A 16,277-nucleotide genomic window follows, 5' to 3' on the forward strand; every position below is an offset into this window, starting at 1 on the left:
CCGGACCTCAGGTGACCGGGTCCGCCGGATGCGGCGCCAGCAGCGGCAGCTGCGAGGCCAGCCGCTCCTCGCAGAGCTCGACCAGGCGGTCGTACCCTTCCTTGCCCATCAGCTCGATGAGCTCGGGGCGGTACGAGACGTACACCGGGTCGCCCGCACCGTGCGCCGAGGTCGCCGACGTGCACCACCAGTGCAGGTCGTGGCCGCCGGGACCCCAGCCGCGGCGGTCGTACTCGCCGATGGACACCTGAAGCACGCGGGTGTCGTCGGGCCGGTCGATCCACTCGTACGTCCGTCGCACGGGCAGCTGCCAGCAGACGTCCGGCTTGGTCTCCAGCGGCTCGCGGCTCTCCTTGATCGCCAGGATGTGCAGTGAGCAGCCCGCGCCACCGGCGAAGCCGGGCCGGTTCTGGAAGATGCAGGACCCCTGGTACGGCCGGGTCTGGCGGTCGCCGTCCTCGTCCTCCGAGACCCAACCGCTCTTCGTGCCCACGTCATGGTGCTGCCAGATGTCCGGCGTGAGCCGCGCCACATGCCCGGCCACCCGCTTCTCGTCGTCCTCGTCCGAGAAATGGGCGCCCAGCGTGCAGCAGCCGTCGTCGGCGCGGCCCGCCTGGATGCCCTGGCAGCCGCTTCCGAAGATGCAGTTCCAGCGAGAGGTCAGCCATGTCAGATCGCACCGGAAGACCTGCTCGTCGTCGGCGGGATCCGGAAACTCCACCCATGCGCGAGCGAAGTCGAGCCCCTTCTCGTCGGACACGGAGACCGCCTTCGGAGACTTCTTGGACTTGGTGGCCTTCGCCTGCGAGGAACCCTTGGCCGATTTGTTGGGCTTCGCCTTTTTCGTCTTTGGCACCCGTCCAGGGTAATTCGCCCAAGCCCGCTCCGGGGACGGCCGACGGCCGCAGGCGCAGTAGCGTTCCGTATATGAGACTCGGTGTCCTCGACGTGGGTTCGAACACGGTGCATCTGCTGGTGGTGGACGCTCACCCTGGCGCGCGCCCGCTGCCTGCGCACTCGCACAAGGCCGAATTGCGGCTCGCCCAACTGCTCGACGAGAGCGGGGCGATCGGTTCCGAAGGCGTCGGCAAACTGATCGAGGTGGTCCAGGACGCGCTGGAGGCCGCCGAGGACAAAGGCGTCGAGGCCATGCTGCCGTTCGCGACCTCCGCCGTGCGCGAGGCGAGCAACGCCGATGACGTACTGGCCGCAGTCAAGGCCGAGACCGGCGTCGAGCTCCAGGTTCTGACCGGCGCGGAGGAGGCCCGGCTCACGTTCCTGGCCGCCCGCCGCTGGTTCGGCTGGTCGGCGGGCAAGCTGCTCGTCCTCGACATCGGCGGCGGCTCCCTGGAGATCGCGTACGGCATGGACGAGGAGCCGGACGCCGCGGTGTCGCTGCCGCTCGGTGCCGGGCGGCTCACCGCGGGCTGGCTGGCCACCGACCCGGCCGACCCCGCCGACGTGAAGGCGCTGCGTCGCCATGTGCGGGCCCAGATCGCTCGTACGGTCGGGGAGTTCAGCCGCTTCGGCGCCCCCGACCACGTGGTCGCCACCTCCAAGACCTTCAAGCAGCTCGCCCGCCTCGCCGGCGCCGCCCGCTCCACCGAGGGCCTCTACGTCCAGCGCGAACTCAAGCGCCGTTCCCTGGAGGACTGGGTCCCCCGCCTCGCCTCCATGACCGCCGACGAGCGCGCCGAACTCCCCGGCGTCTCCGAGGGCCGCTCCGGCCAGCTCCTCGCCGGCGCCCTCGTCGCCGAGGGCGCCATGGACCTCTTCGGCGTGGAGACCCTGGAGATCTGCCCCTGGGCACTACGGGAGGGCGTGATCCTGCGCCGCCTGGACCACATGGCATCGGAGTAAGTCAGGGCCCGACGGCAGGGCTGCGGGGCTGTGACATTTTGCGGCTCCGCGGCGTGGCGCGACCGGCCCAAGGCGGCCCGCACTGACGCACGGCGAGGCCCGACGACGGCAGGGGTGCGGGGCTGTGACATTTTGCGGCTCCGCGGCGTGGGCACGACTGGCCCAAGGCGGCCCGCACTGACGCACGGCGGTGCCCGACGACAGGGGCGCGGGGCTGTGACATTTTGCGGCTCCGCCGCGTGGGCGCGACCAGCCACATCGAACCCGCACTCGCCCACGGCGGAAACCCGCAACGGCGAGGGGGCGCCCCGGCCCGAGCCCACAGCCCTGGCCGGAGGTCACCTCGCCCCCGGCCGGAGGCCACCCCACCCCCACCCGGGGTACCAACAGAACCCCCGCCCGAAGCCCACCACCCCCGCCTAACCGCCGGAGGCAACCCGTACGCTGTCCCTCGTGGCAGAACCAGTGGTGCGCATCCCGGATGCGAAGGTCGCGCTGTCCACGGCCTCCGTGTACCCGGAGTCGACGGCGACGGCCTTCGAGATCGCCGCGCGCCTCGGCTACGACGGCGTAGAAGTCATGGTGTGGACCGACCCGGTCAGCCAGGACATCGAAGCCCTCCGCCGCCTCAGCGACTACCACCAGATCCCGATCCTCGCCGTGCACGCCCCATGCCTGCTGATCACCCAGCGCGTCTGGTCCACCGACCCCTGGATCAAGCTCCAGCGCGCCCGGGCGGCAGCGGAGAGGCTGGGGGCGTCGACGGTCGTCGTACACCCCCCCTTCCGCTGGCAGCGCCAGTACGCGCGTGACTTCGTCAGCGGGATCTGGCGGATGGCGAACGAGACGGACGTACGGTTCGCCGTCGAGAACATGTACCCCTGGCGCTACCGCGACCGCGAGATGCTCGCGTACGCCCCCGACTGGGACGTGACGAAGGACGACTACCGGCACTTCACGATCGACCTCAGCCACACCGCGACGGCCCGTACCGACGCCCTGCAGATGATCGACCGCATGGGCGACCGCCTCGGCCACGTCCACCTCGCCGACGGCAACGGCTCCAACAAGGACGAGCACCTGGTCCCAGGCCGCGGCACCCAGCCCTGCGCCGAGCTGCTGGAACGCCTCGCGCTCTCCGGCTTCGACGGCCATGTCGTCATCGAGGTCAACACCCGCCGCGCGATGTCCAGCGCCGAACGTGAGGCCGACCTGGCGGAGGCCCTGGCCTTCACCCGGCTCCACCTCGCCTCCGCCGTGAAGGTGCCCCGCCGGTGACGGACGCCACAGCCCCCCGCCGCCGGGGACGACCTTCTCGTACGCAGACGGAGGCGGCCCCCGCCACCCGCGACCGCATCCTCGACGCGGCCCGCGAGGAGTTCTCCGAGCGGGGCTACGAGAAGACGTCCGTACGGGGCATCGCCAAGGCCGCCGGAGTGGACTCCGCGCTCGTCCACCACTACTTCGGCACCAAGGAGCAGGTCTTCGAGGCGGCGATCGAGGTCGCCTTCGCGCCTGCCCTTGGCGCGCCGGACGCGGTCGAGGAAGGCCCACTCGACGGTGTCGGCGAGCGGCTGACCCGCTTCATTCTCGGCGTCTGGGAGAACCCGGCCACCCGTACGCCGCTCCTCGCGATCGTCCGCTCCGCCGTGAACAACGAGACCGCCGCCGCCGTCTTCCGCCGCCTCGTCGCCGCCCAGTTGCTGCGCCGCATCGCGGGGCAGCTCGACCTCCCGGACGCCGAACTGCGCGCGGAGCTGGCGGCCGCACAGCTGGTGGGGGTCGCGATGCTGCGGTACGTGATCAAGGTGGAGCCGTTGGCGTCGGCGGACGTGGAGCGGATCGTGGAGCGGGTGGCGCCGGTCGTGCAGGGGCATCTGACCGGGGGCTGACCGGGCGCTGAACTGGGCGCTGAACTCGTCTCCGAGTGGCTGTCGAGTGGCTGCCAAGTAGCCGCTGGCCGAGACACCCATCCCGTATACCGGACACCCTGTCCAGCCCTTGGAGTACCGGCGTACGCTCGAATCAGTCACGACTGCCAGCCCGTACGAGCTGGTATCCGCCTTAAGGAGCGAGCGACGATGCCCGAGCTGAGGTCCCGCACAGTCACCCACGGCCGCAACATGGCGGGCGCACGCGCCCTTATGCGCGCCTCCGGTGTACCGGGCGCGGACATCGGCCGCAAGCCGATCATCGCGGTCGCCAACTCCTTCACGGAGTTCGTGCCGGGCCACACCCACCTCCAGCCGGTCGGCCGCATCGTGAGCGAGGCCATCACCGCCGCCGGGGGCATCGCGCGCGAGTTCAACACGATCGCGGTCGACGACGGCATCGCGATGGGCCACGGCGGCATGCTGTACTCCCTGCCCTCCCGCGACCTGATCGCGGACTCGGTCGAGTACATGGTCGAGGCCCACTGCGCCGACGCCCTGATCTGCATCTCGAACTGCGACAAGATCACCCCCGGCATGCTGATGGCGGCCCTGCGCCTGAACATCCCGACGGTCTTCGTCTCCGGCGGCCCCATGGAGTCCGGCCGCGCCACCCTGGTCGACGGCACGGTCCGTACGCTCGACCTGGTCGACGCGATCTCCGACGCGGTGAACGACAAGATCTCGGACGAGGACATCCTCCGTATCGAGGAGAACGCCTGTCCGACCTGCGGCTCCTGCTCCGGCATGTTCACCGCCAACTCGATGAACTGCCTGACCGAGGCGATCGGCCTGTCCCTCCCCGGCAACGGCTCGGTGCTCGCCACCCACACGGCCCGCAAGGGCCTGTACCAGGACGCGGCCCGCACGGTCGTCGACATCACGCGCCGTTACTACGACCAGGACGACGAGTCGGTCCTGCCCCGCAACATCGCCACGCACGCGGCGTTCGAGAACGCCATGGCCCTCGACATCGCGATGGGCGGCTCCACCAACACGATCCTGCACCTGCTGGCCGCCGCCCAGGAGGCGGGCGTCCCCTTCGGCCTGGACGAGATCAACGCGGTCTCGCGCCGCGTGCCGTGCCTCGCCAAGGTCGCCCCGAACGTGGCGAAGGACCGCACGTACTACATGGAGGACGTGCACCGCGCGGGCGGCATCCCGGCCCTGCTGGGCGAGCTGCACCGCGCCGGCCTGCTGAACGAGGACGTGCACTCCGTCCACAGTCCGTCCCTCTCCGACTGGCTGAAGACGTGGGACGTGCGTGCGGGCTCCCCGTCCCCCGAGGCGATCGAGCTGTGGCACGCGGCCCCCGGCTGCGTCCGCTCCTCCGAGGCCTTCTCCCAGTCCGAGCGCTGGGAGGCCCTGGACGAGGACGCCGAGGGCGGCTGCATCCGCTCCGCCGAGCACGCCTACTCCAAGGACGGCGGCCTGGCGGTCCTCAAGGGCAACCTGGCGGTCGACGGCTGTGTCGTGAAGACGGCCGGCGTCGACGAGTCGATCTGGACCTTCGAGGGCCCCGCGGTCGTCTGCGAGTCGCAGGACGAGGCCGTCGACAAGATCCTCCGCAAGGAGATCACCCACGGCGACGTCGTCGTCATCCGCTACGAGGGCCCCAAGGGCGGCCCGGGTATGCAGGAGATGCTCTACCCGACCTCCTTCCTCAAGGGCCGCGGCCTCGGCAAGACCTGCGCCCTGATCACCGACGGCCGCTTCTCCGGCGGCACGTCCGGCCTGTCGATCGGCCACGCCTCCCCCGAGGCGGCCTCCGGCGGCACGATCGCCCTCGTCCAGGACGGCGACCGCATCCACATCGACATCCCGAACCGGTCGATCGAGCTCCTCGTCTCCGACGAAGAGCTGGCCGCCCGCCGCGCCGCCCTGAACGGCACGTACGCTCCCGCGAACCGCGACCGCAAGGTCTCCGCCGCCCTCCGCGCCTACGCCGCGATGGCGACCAGCGCGGACAAGGGCGCGGTGCGCGACGTGTCGAAGCTGGGCTGACGCGCACGGTTGAGCTGACGCGCATGGCTGGGCTGACGCGCACGGCCTGAACAGGCTTTGGGGGCCGCTCCTTCGGGAGCGGCCCCTTCGCCGTTCACCAGGCCGAGGGATCGCGGCCGTCGACCGCGAAGAGGGATTCGTCGGGGGCGGTCGCATACACCTTTCCGTCGGCCGCGACCGGTGCCGGAAGGACGTTGACGAGCGAGCCCCGGTTGTCACCCAGCCGTGCCTTCGTCTGCCCGAGCAGCGTGCCGTGCGCGGTGTCGACGGCCAGGAGCCGCCCGTCCACCGCGGTGAGGTAGAGCCGCCCTCCGGCCACGACGGGCGCCGATGCCTTGCTGACGGAGGTCTCCACGCGCCACAACTGGGCCGATGTCTTGGTGTGCGACGTCTCGGTCTGGGCCGACGCCTTGGTGTTCACGGCCACCAGCGAGCCCCCGGAGGCCAGCAGATACACCGTGTCACCCGCTACGACGGTCTGCGTCGGCGGCAGGGGAAGACGCAGCGCGATGCGGTGAACCGTGCGGCTCGCGACGTCGTAGCGCACGATGGCGTTCGTGTACTGCTCGATGGTGGTCGACGTGAACCAGACCGCTCCGTCATGGGCGCCCACCAGGCTCAGCGTCCCGTCGAAGCTTCGCTGCCAGCGGATGGCGCCGGTCTCCGGGGCCACAGCGGTCACCCGCGTCTCGTTCCCGGCCGCCGTCACCGCGTAGGCGACTCCGTCCTCGTACGAGAGGAAGCTGGGCAGGGTCTGCCCCGGGATCGCGTGGCGCCACTTCTCCTCGCCGGTTGCCGCGTCCAGCGCGGTGACCTTGGAATCGCGGCCGGTGAGCAGGACGAGGCCGCCGACGTGTGCGACGCGGCCGTCGTAACGCGTGATGTCGCGGCTCCAGCTGGTCGCGCCCGTGGCGGGATCCAGAGCCGTCAGCCGCTCCCCGCCTCGACTGACGACATGCAGGAGTCCGCCGGACAGCACCGGCGCCACGGTGACGTCGGTGCTCCGCCACCCCGCGTCGCTCCGCGACCACAGCACCTTGCCGTCGGCCGGATCGACCGCGGCGGCCAGGACACCGTGCCGGGCGCAGTACAGCGTGTGGGGCGTGTAGGCGCAATTCGGCAGACCACTGGGCTTGACGCCGCGTGCGGTCAGGCTGACGTCCCACGGCTGGAAGCTGCTCTTCGCCTGCCCTGCTCCGGCCTTCTCCGGGGCCGGGGAGTCCGAGCCGCCGAGGAAGGCGAAGGCGCCGGCGGCGGTGGCGAGCACGACCGAGACGATGGCAGCGGGAAGCAGCCAACGTCGCCGCGCAGGTGCCGTCTTGGGATCCGATGCCTTCTTGGGATTCGATGCGTTCTTGAGGTCCGATGCGTTCTTGGAATCGGATGCCTTCTTGTGGGCCGATGCCCTCTTGGAATCCGAGTCGAGGTCGTCGTCCTCCTGGCCCGGGTGGTCGCGCTTCCGCTCCGGAGCGTTTTCGTTCGCGGACCGCGCCGACTCCCCACTCCCTCTGCGCTGTTCGGGTATGAAAGCCTGGGTGTCGTACGCGGCCGAAACCGACCGCAGCGCGGTCATCAGCTCGTCCGGCGTGGGCCGGTCCTCCGGCTCCTTGGCCAGGCAACGGGCGACAAGGCCGACCAGATCCTCCGGTACGCCCGTCAAGTCCGGTTCGTCGTGGACGACTTGATAGGCCACGAGGTACGGACTGTCGGAATCGAAGGGCCCGCTCCCGGTGGCCGCGTGCACGATCACCGAGCCCAGCGCGAAGACGTCCGCGGCCGGTCCGACCTGCCGCGGCCTGCGGAACTGCTCCGGAGCCATGAACGGCGGCGTGCCGATCAACTTGCCCGTCTCGGTCCGCAGTTCACTGTCAGAAGGCCGTGAAATGCCGAAGTCGATGACTTTCGGGCCGTCGTCGGCCAGCAGTACGTTGCTGGGCTTGAGGTCACGATGCACGACACCGGCCCGGTGAATGTCGCGCAGCCCCTCGGCGAGGCCCGCCATGAGATGGCGCAGCCGGGCCGGAGGCATGGCGCCATTCCGCTTCACGTGCTCGGCGAGGGTCGGGCCGGGGATGAACAGCGTCGCCATCCATGGGTGTTCGGCCTCGGGATCGGCGTCCACGACGGGCGCCGTGAAGGCACCGCTCACCCGCCGCGCGGCCGCGACCTCCTGCCTGAACCGCCCCCGGAACTCGGGGTCTTGAGAAAACTCGGCGTGTACGACCTTTACGGCGAGCCGCAACCCGGAGGCAGACCGCGCCAGATGCACGATCCCCATGCCACCGGAGCCGAGCTGCGCCTCCAGCAGGTACTGCCCGGCGTATAGCGGATGTTCCGCTTCCGAGTCCGTACCGGCGCTGCGCTGTGGCGGCATCACTCACCCCCGTGGGTCCGTCAGCATGCGCGACGCGCAGAGCCTAGTCGATGCTTCGTGCGAAACATCGGCGGCTTGCTAGCCTCGGCGCTCAGCACGATTTTGGCGTGAACCATTCACGTGAACCATTCAACGGGGGAGGCCAGGATGGCCACGGAAGACATCGAGATCGCGGGCGCGGGGGAGACGGCGGCCGCGGAGTCCCTGAGCGCGGAGGCGACCATCACGTACCCGATCGCACCGGGGTACAACGTGAACGTCCGCAGCGGCCCGGGCACGCACTACAGCATCGTCCGCACGCTGCCGGCGGGCTCGCGCATCCCGATCTACTGCCAGTGCCCGGGAGAGTCCGTCAGCGGTCCGTACGGGACGTCGAAGATCTGGGACAACATCTCCAACGGGCAGTTCGTGGCGGACGCGTACGTGAAGACGGGCAGCGACGGCTACGTCGCCCCCCGCTGCTCCTGAGCGACCGCGGTCAGAGGCCCCACGGTGGACCGGAGCGATAATCGTCGGGTGAGTGACGAGACCGAGACCGGTACCCCCGCGGGGCCCCAGCCCGAGCCCCTGCGCTTCTTCGGGACGACCTGGGTGGAGCACGACGGCGGCTACCCGGGCCGCCGGATCGGCGTGGCCGTGGGCGCACTAGCCGCCGCGGTGGCCGCCTGCTTCGTCCTGCGCTTCGCCTACCAGGGCCTGGCGATCGCGGACGTGGGCAAGCCGGTGACCCTCCTGGTCGTCGTCATGTTCGCGGTGTGCAGCGCCCTCGCGTTCCGCCACACCTGGGACGGCTTCGCCAAGCGCCCCGACCCCGACCGCCAGGCCTCCCTCCGCGGCCTCCTCGCCATCGGTTTCGTCGGCTCCCTCCTCGCCTACTCCTTCCGCTCCCTCACCGAGGCCCCGGGCGAGAAACTCCACCGCGAGGAGTACGCCACGGCACGCGAACAGTACGAACGCCGCACCACGCGCCGCACGGGCAACCCGTCGAGGAAGCGCCGCGGGGCGTAGCTCTTCAGCCCGTCCGGCGTTTGAGGACAAGGCCGTCCAGGCCGACAGCGGAGGTCGTCTTCAGCCCGTCCGGCGTTTGAGGACGAGGCCGTTCAGGCCGACAGCGGAGGTCTGGGGGCGGCAGTCCCCAGGGACGGGAAGGGTAGGGGCGGCGGGGGCGAAGGCCCGCCGCAGGCGCCCCACTCCCAGACGGGCCCCTGTATCCGGCCCCCTCTGTACCCGACCTGCTCTGTACCCGGCGCCCCCACCCCGGCCACCATGACCGTATGCCCCCTTCCTCCCACGCCACCCGAGCCCACTCCTTCAACACCGCCGCAGCCCAGTACGCCGCGAACCGCCCCTCCTACCCACCCACCCTCTTCAGCACGATCGAAGACCTGGCGGGCCGCCCCCTCACCGACGCGAGGGTCGTCGACGTAGGCGCGGGCACCGGCATCGCCACCGCCCTCCTGCACGCGCGAGGCGCCCACGTCCTCGCCGTGGAACCGGGCGAGGGCATGACCGCCGAATTCCGCCGCACCCTCCCCGACGTCCCGATCGTCCGAGGCGACGGCAACGCCCTCCCGCTCACCGACGCCTCCGCCGACTTCCTCACCTACGCCCAGTCCTGGCACTGGACCGACCCCGCCCACTCCGTGCCGGAGGCGTTCCGTGTGCTGCGCCCGGGCGGCGCCCTCGCCCTCTGGTGGAACACCGACGCCCTCGACGTCCCCTGGATCGCCGAGTCCGCCGCCCGCGCCGAGCGGTTCCTCGGTATCGACCAGGTGGTCGAGACGAGCGGCAGCGGCGCACGGGCCGCTATCACCCTCGCCGCCGACCCGAGCGGCCGACTGGACTTCGCCCGCCGCCAGGTCCGCTGGAGCCGCCGCGTCCCCATCGACACGCACCTCGCCAACATCGGCAGCCACTCGGCGTTCCTGGTCCTCGGCGAGGAGCGCACCGCGGCGTTCCTCACCGAGGAGAGAAGCCACCTCCTGCGGACCTTCCCGGACGGAATCGTGGAGGAGACCTACGTCGTGGACGTGCTGGTGGCGACCCGTTCGTGATCCCGGCCGGCGGCCCACCCCTCCAGGGCCGCCGCACATGCGTGATCGACATGCCGCAACCCGCCCAGCTCCAGCCGTACGTCCCGGTCGTGCGGCAACGCCTCCAAGGCGTCCAGCAGCTTGGGCAGCCGCAGGAACGTGGCATTCCCGACCACCCGCACCACCATCCCCGCGGCCCCCCGATCCTCCGTCTCCACATGCACATGGCTGATGTCCCACGCGGTCTTGGCCACCGCGAGCGCGAGCCCGACCAGCACCCCCTCGAACAGGTTCCCCGCCACGATGGCCACCGCCGTCACAACCAGCACCACCGCTTCCCCCCGATGCTCCCGCCACAGCACCCCCAACTCCCGTACGGGCACGAGCTTGCACCCGGCATGCACGAGCAGCCCCGCCAGCGCGGCCACCGGAAGCACCCCGAGCACCCCCGGCAGCACAGCGGTGAAGACCAGCAGCCACACCCCGTGCAGCACCCGCGACACCTTCGTCCGCGCCCCGGCCTGCACGTTCGCCGCACTCCGCACGATCACCGCGGTCATCGGCAGCGCCCCGAGCACCCCGCACACGGCATTCCCCGCGCCCTGCGCCATCAGTTCCCGGTCGTAGTCGGTCCGCGGCCCCCGATGCAGCCGGTCCACCGCCGCCGCGCTGAACAACGACTCCGCCGACGCGATCAGCGCGAACGCCAGCACCGTCCCGATCACTCCCACTTCCGTAAGCCGCCCCAAGTCCCCGGGGGACGGCAGCCGTACGGCATCCAGCAGCCCGCGCACCTCGACCCGCCGCACGGACAGCTCGAACACCCCGGTCACGGCCGACGCCAGCGCCACCGCCAGCAGCGGCGCGGGCACCAGCCGCGCCCCGCGTCGCCAACGCGGCCACAGCAGGAGTACGGCCACGGTGGCGCCGCCGATCGCCGGCGCCACCGGGTCGGCGGCGCCGGGCAGCGAGACCAGCCCGGCGATCTTCCCGAGCCCGCTCGCGGGGGCGGAGGCGTCGCCCATCGCGTACACCTGGCCCGCGATCAGTACGAGCCCGATCCCGGCCAGCATCCCCTGCACCACGGCCACGGACACGGCCCGGAACCACCGCCCGAGCCGCAACACACCGAGCCCGAGCTGCACCAGCCCGGCCCCGAACACCAGCACGCCGAGCACCTGAAGCCCGTACGACTGCACCGCCTCGTACACGAGCACGGTGAGCCCCGCCGCGGGCCCGCTCACCTGGAGGCTGCTGCCGGGCATCACCCCGGCGACGAGACCGCCGACGATCCCGGTCACCAGCCCCAGCTCGGCGGGCACACCGGAGGCTACGGCGACCCCCACGCACAGGGGCAACGCGACGAGAAACACGACGAGGGACGCGAACAAATCGGCTTTGCGCATGACAACGGCACCTCCGGTTGCGAGCGGGAGATGCGTGGGTGCCGCGCCGGGGGAGGGCGCGGCGGACCAACCGGCGCGGCATATGACCGCGCACTGAAATCCATTGTCGGTAAAGAAGGTTGGCGCCGCAGCCCTTCCGCGCAACCGCCACGTGGACACGGAAGCGCGTCGCCCGACGCCACCCCGGACGGCCCCCTTCCGATCACGCCCCCGCGCGCCTGCGCCCCCGGATGCGACCGGGCTTGACGACCGCACCCGGCGAGAGCAATATTCATCGAATGATGAATATTTCCTCACGCCCACCCGACCCCGCGGACCCCCCTCGCCCCTCCTCGCAGCCCGCCGTACCTGCGGTGCCCGCTGTGCCCGCCGTCCGCGCCGAGGACCTCACCGTCGTACGCGGCACCCGCACCGTCCTGCGCGGACTCGACTTCGTCGTGCCGCGCGGCCAGATCACCGGCCTGCTCGGACCCTCCGGCTGCGGCAAGTCGACCCTCATGCGCTCGACCGTCGGCACCCAGGCCAAGGTGACCGGCACACTCGAAGTCCTCGGCCGCCCCGCGGGCCACGCCACACTCCGCTCCCGTATCGGCTACGTCACCCAAGCCCCCTCCGTCTACGACGACCTGACCGTCCGCCAGAACCTCGACTACTTCGCCGCGATCCTCGACCCGGGCCGAGCCGTCACCGAACGCCGCCACGCCAACGTCACCCAGGCCATCTCCGACGTCGACCTCACCTCCCACGCCGACTCCCTCGCCGGCAACCTCTCCGGTGGCCAGCGCAGCCGCGTCTCCCTCGCCGTCGCCCTCCTCGGCACCCCCGAACTCCTCGTCCTCGACGAACCGACCGTCGGCCTCGACCCGGTCCTGCGCCGTGACCTGTGGAACCTCTTCCACGCCATCGCCACGGAGCGGAAAGCGACTCTCCTGATCTCCTCCCACGTCATGGACGAGGCCGAGCGCTGCCACCGCCTCCTCCTCATGCGCGAGGGCGAGATCCTCGCCGACGACACCCCCGGCGCCCTGCGCGAACGCACCGGTTCCGACACCGTCGAGGCCGCCTTCCTCCGCCTCGTCGACGAGGCGATCGCGACCAGCGACCAGCCCCGCAAGGAGACCGTCCGATGAGCGCAAACACGAGCACGAGCACGACGACGACCACACCCCCACCCGCGCCTGCGGGAACGGCGGCCCCCGCACGCCCGAACGCGATCAACTACTCCCGTACGACCGCCACCGCGACCCGAGTCCTGCGCCAGCTCCGCCACGACCCGCGCACCATCGCGCTGATGATCCTCATCCCGTGCCTGATGCTCGTGCTGCTCCGCTACGTCTTCGACGGCAGCCCGCGCACCTTCGACTCCATCGGCGCCTCTCTCCTCGGGATCTTCCCGCTGATCACGATGTTCCTGGTGACGTCGATCGCCACGCTCCGCGAGCGCACCTCAGGCACCCTCGAACGTCTGCTCGCCATGCCCCTCGGCAAAGGCGACCTGATCGCCGGCTATGCCTTGGCCTTCGGCGCCCTGGCCATCGTCCAGTCGGCTCTGGCCACCGGTCTGGCGGTCTGGTTCCTGGGCCTGGACGTGACGGGCTCCCCCTGGCTGCTCCTGCTCGTCGCCCTGCTCGACGCGCTCCTCGGCACAGCCCTCGGCCTCTTCGTCTCGGCCTTCGCGTCCTCGGAATTCCAGGCGGTCCAGTTCATGCCGGCCGTGATCTTCCCCCAACTCCTCCTCTGCGGCCTCTTCACTCCCCGCTCCAACATGCACCCCGTCCTCGAAGCCATCTCCGACGTCCTCCCCATGTCCTACGCCGTCGACGGCATGAACGAGGTCCTCAAACACACCGACATGACCGCCAACTTCGTCCGCGACGCGCTGATCGTGGCTGGTTGCGCACTCCTGGTACTGACCTTGGGCGCGGCAACGCTGAGGCGCCGGACCACGTAGCCGACCTCCCACGGCAACAGAGCCGGCGTCCCGCCCAACGGACACACCAACCCAGGTCGCATCCCGAGTGCGAGGATGACCCCAGGACGACGCACCCCCGGAGGGCACCCGCACCATGAGCCAGAAAGTCGCAGTCCTCGGCACCGGCAAGATCGGCGAAGCGCTGCTCAGCGGAGTGATCCGGTCCGGCTGGGCCCCCGCCGACCTGCTGGTCACCGCACGCCGCCCCGAGCGCGCCAAGGAACTCCAGGAGCGCTACGGCGTCACGGCGGTCACCAACGTGGAGGCCGCCAAGATGGCCGACACCCTGATCCTCACGGTCAAGCCGCAGGACATGGGCACCCTCCTCGATGAACTCGCCCCGCACCTCCCCGCCGACCGCCTGGTCATCAGCGGTGCGGCAGGCATCCCCACCTCCTTCTTCGAGGAGCGCCTGGCCGCAGGCACCCCGGTCGTCCGTGTCATGACGAACACCCCCGCGCTCGTCGACGAGGCCATGTCTGTCATCTCCGCCGGCAGCCACGCCACCGCCGAGCACCTCGCGCACGCCGAGGAGATCTTCGGCGCCGTCGGCAAGACGCTCCGCGTCCCCGAGTCCCAGCAGGACGCCTGCACCGCGCTCTCCGGCTCGGGACCGGCGTACTTCTTCTACCTGGTCGAGGCCATGACGGACGCGGGCATCCTGCTCGGCCTGCCCCGCGACAAGGCCCACGACCTCATCGTCCAGTCCGCGATCGGCGCCGCCGTGATGCTCCGCGACAGCGGGGAGCACCCCGTGAAGCTCCGCGAGAACGTCACGTCCCCCGCGGGCACCACGATCAACGCGATCCGCGAACTCGAGAACCATGGGGTGCGCGCAGCGCTCATCGCCGCCCTGGAAGCTGCCCGCGACCGCAGCCGCGAGCTCGCCTCCGGCAACAGCTGAACCGTCCCCGGCGCCGGGCACGCCCCCGGCGCCAGGGTTGGACCTCGCTTACACGGCACCGCCGGGACGATTGCCCACAGCGGTAGCGGCCACAGCAGCGGTCAGCTACTCCGCCGCCTCCAGCAAGCCGATCGCCCGATACGCCGCGTCCACCCTCGGCCTCGCCATCTCCCTGGCCTTCTCCGCACCGTCTCGCAACACCCCCTCCACGTACGCAGGATCCGCGCACAACTGCTTGTGCCTCTTCTGTACGGGCCTGAGGAGCTCGACCACGGCCTCGGCGGTGTCCTTCTTCAAAGCGCCGTACGACTCATATACACCGCTCAAGGCTTCGGGGTTCCCACCTTCGCAGGCCGCGAGGATCTCCAGCAGATTCGAGACCCCGGGCCGCGCCTCCCGGTCGTAGACGACGTCCTGCCCGCTGTCCGTCATCGCCCGCATGATCTTCTTCCGCATGACATCAGGCTCGTCGAGCAGATAGACGACCCCCGGCCCGACGTCATCGCTCTTCCCCATCTTCGACATCGGCTCCTGCAGATTCATGACCCGCGCCGCGACCTCCGGATGCGTGGCCCGAGGCACCACGAACGTGTGCCCGTACCGCTGGTTGAACCGCACCGCGAGATCCCGCGTCAGCTCCACATGCTGCGTCTGGTCGTCACCCACCGGCACCTCATCGGTCCCGTACGCCAGGATGTCCGCCGCCATCAGCACGGGATACGTCAGCAGCGACAGCCGCACACTCCCGCCCCGCTCCCGCTCCCGCGCGGCCTTCTCCTTGTACTGGATCATCCGCCGCATCTCCCCGTCGGTCGCGACGCACTCCAGCAGATACGACAGCCGCGCGTGCTCGTCCACATGACTCTGTACGAACACGGTGCACAGCTCCGGATCGAGCCCCGACGCCAGCAGCAACGTCGCCGCCTGCCTACTGAGCCTGCGCACCCGCCCCGGATCGTGGTCGACGGTCAGCGCGTGCAGGTCGACGATGCAGAACAGAGCATCGGCCCGGTGCTGATCGACGTCGGCCCAGCGCCGCACGGCCCCCAGATAGTTCCCCAGCGTCAGATGCCCGGTCGGCTTGACCCCACTGAAGATCCGCGTCATCTCTCCACCTCCTGGTCGAGGCCGCCGCGCCCACCGGCCGGCTCTCCTGGAGGGAGACACAAAAACGGCCGCCGGGGCGGCGGCCGTTGAGTACATACGTGAGTACGGCCGCCGTCAGGCGGCCCACCACTGCTGGGTGCACGTATGCGTAGTCATGACTCCGAGGGTACGCCTCCAGGGGGCACTCCGGAGCGGAGTTGACACGCCCCTACCCCGTACGTAGTGTTCTCCGAGTTGTCCGACGTGAGCGCCGACTCCGGTCGGTCCCCGGACAGCCATTCCGCAACAAGCATTCAACGAACGACGACCCGTCGTCGGCTCGTTTTCATGCGTGTTTGCGAAATGAGGAATCCGCGTTCGAAAGGGCGCCACCCCGATTAGCTCGGGAGCCAGGAATCCGCTAAAGTCTCACTCGTCGGAACGGCCCAACAGCCGCGAAGACAAGCCCCACTGACTGGGAATCAGGCCCGAAAGGATCTGATAGAGTCGGAACCGCCGGAAAGGGAAACGCGAAAGCGGAAACCTGGAAAGCACCGAGGAAGTCGGACACGAAAGAGTCTGATAGAGTCGGAAACGCAAGAACGAAACAAGAACAAAGCAAGACCGAAGGGAAGCGCCCGGAGGAAAGCCCGAGAGGGTGAGTACAAAGGAAGCGTCCGTTCCTTGAGAACTCAACAGCGTGCCAA

General features: G+C 70.3%; 14 protein-coding genes. 10 read left to right on the forward strand and 4 right to left on the reverse strand.

Annotated features, from left to right (window positions below):
• Window positions 1–7: 7 nt before the first annotated feature.
• A complete protein-coding gene (locus tag ACZ4WS_RS24955) occupies window positions 8–856 on the reverse strand; it encodes a DUF3109 family protein (RefSeq protein ID WP_467983445.1) in 849 nt (282 codons plus the stop codon).
• A gap of 71 nt (window positions 857–927) precedes the next feature.
• On the opposite strand from ACZ4WS_RS24955, the gene ACZ4WS_RS24960 reads away from it, so the two are divergent.
• From ACZ4WS_RS24960 to ilvD, 4 genes are all read left to right on the forward strand, one after another.
• A complete protein-coding gene (locus ACZ4WS_RS24960; protein ID WP_467983448.1) occupies window positions 928–1,860 on the forward strand; it encodes a Ppx/GppA family phosphatase in 933 nt (310 codons plus the stop codon).
• A 453-nt stretch (window positions 1,861–2,313) separates the two neighbouring features.
• Window positions 2,314–3,138, forward strand: coding sequence for a sugar phosphate isomerase/epimerase family protein (locus ACZ4WS_RS24965; protein WP_467983450.1), 825 nt, complete (start codon window positions 2,314–2,316; stop codon window positions 3,136–3,138).
• Entirely contained in the window at window positions 3,135–3,752 is a 618-nt protein-coding gene (locus tag ACZ4WS_RS24970; protein ID WP_467983452.1) for a TetR/AcrR family transcriptional regulator, read from the forward strand. Before ACZ4WS_RS24965 ends, ACZ4WS_RS24970 begins: the two co-directional genes overlap by 4 nt.
• Before the next feature lie 189 nt (window positions 3,753–3,941).
• The gene (ilvD, locus tag ACZ4WS_RS24975) at window positions 3,942–5,795 is read left to right on the forward strand and encodes a dihydroxy-acid dehydratase (protein ID WP_467983454.1); all 1,854 of its coding nucleotides are present in this window, start codon (window positions 3,942–3,944) and stop codon (window positions 5,793–5,795) included.
• 94 nt (window positions 5,796–5,889) lie between these two features.
• Here the strand turns inward: ilvD and ACZ4WS_RS24980 are convergent, their stop codons facing one another.
• Window positions 5,890–8,169: a protein kinase domain-containing protein gene (locus ACZ4WS_RS24980; protein WP_467983456.1), complete on the reverse strand. Its 2,280-nt coding sequence runs from the start codon at window positions 8,167–8,169 to the stop codon at window positions 5,890–5,892.
• 147 nt (window positions 8,170–8,316) lie between these two features.
• On the opposite strand from ACZ4WS_RS24980, the gene ACZ4WS_RS24985 reads away from it, so the two are divergent.
• The 3 genes from ACZ4WS_RS24985 to ACZ4WS_RS24995 all read left to right on the forward strand — a co-directional run bounded on the left by ACZ4WS_RS24985 (window position 8,317) and on the right by ACZ4WS_RS24995 (window position 10,223).
• The gene (locus tag ACZ4WS_RS24985) at window positions 8,317–8,637 is read left to right on the forward strand and encodes a peptidase (RefSeq protein ID WP_467983458.1); all 321 of its coding nucleotides are present in this window, start codon (window positions 8,317–8,319) and stop codon (window positions 8,635–8,637) included.
• 48 nt (window positions 8,638–8,685) lie between these two features.
• Window positions 8,686–9,177 carry an EamA/RhaT family transporter gene (locus tag ACZ4WS_RS24990; RefSeq protein WP_467983460.1) on the forward strand — a complete coding sequence of 164 codons (492 nt, stop codon included), beginning with the start codon at window positions 8,686–8,688 and terminating at the stop codon, window positions 9,175–9,177.
• A 266-nt stretch (window positions 9,178–9,443) separates the two neighbouring features.
• Window positions 9,444–10,223, forward strand: coding sequence for a class I SAM-dependent methyltransferase (locus ACZ4WS_RS24995; RefSeq protein ID WP_467983462.1), 780 nt, complete (start codon window positions 9,444–9,446; stop codon window positions 10,221–10,223).
• On the opposite strand, the gene ACZ4WS_RS25000 is transcribed toward ACZ4WS_RS24995, so the two are convergent.
• On the reverse strand, window positions 10,187–11,608 hold the full coding sequence (locus tag ACZ4WS_RS25000; RefSeq protein WP_467983463.1) for a SulP family inorganic anion transporter: 1,422 nt from the start codon (window positions 11,606–11,608) through the stop codon (window positions 10,187–10,189). The genes ACZ4WS_RS24995 and ACZ4WS_RS25000 overlap by 37 nt on opposite strands.
• Window positions 11,609–11,889: 281 nt before the next feature.
• Here ACZ4WS_RS25000 and ACZ4WS_RS25005 point away from each other — a divergent pair, with 281 nt between their 5' ends.
• The 3 genes from ACZ4WS_RS25005 (at window position 11,890) to proC (ending at window position 14,484) form a co-directional block, all read left to right on the forward strand.
• Window positions 11,890–12,738 (forward strand): ABC transporter ATP-binding protein, encoded by an 849-nt coding sequence (locus ACZ4WS_RS25005; RefSeq protein ID WP_467983511.1) that lies wholly within the window; start codon window positions 11,890–11,892, stop codon window positions 12,736–12,738.
• Window positions 12,735–13,559 (forward strand): ABC transporter permease, encoded by an 825-nt coding sequence (locus ACZ4WS_RS25010; RefSeq protein ID WP_467983464.1) that lies wholly within the window; start codon window positions 12,735–12,737, stop codon window positions 13,557–13,559. The genes ACZ4WS_RS25005 and ACZ4WS_RS25010 overlap by 4 nt, the downstream gene beginning before the upstream one ends.
• 115 nt (window positions 13,560–13,674) lie before the next feature.
• The gene (gene proC, locus ACZ4WS_RS25015; RefSeq protein ID WP_467983467.1) at window positions 13,675–14,484 is read left to right on the forward strand and encodes a pyrroline-5-carboxylate reductase; all 810 of its coding nucleotides are present in this window, start codon (window positions 13,675–13,677) and stop codon (window positions 14,482–14,484) included.
• 105 nt (window positions 14,485–14,589) lie between these two features.
• On the opposite strand, the gene trpS is transcribed toward proC, so the two are convergent.
• A complete protein-coding gene (gene trpS / locus ACZ4WS_RS25020) occupies window positions 14,590–15,591 on the reverse strand; it encodes a tryptophan--tRNA ligase (protein WP_467983469.1) in 1,002 nt (333 codons plus the stop codon).
• Between the last annotated feature and the right edge of the window lie 686 nt (window positions 15,592–16,277).

The sequence above is a fragment of the Streptomyces sp. NPDC029292 genome, assembly GCF_055569295.1.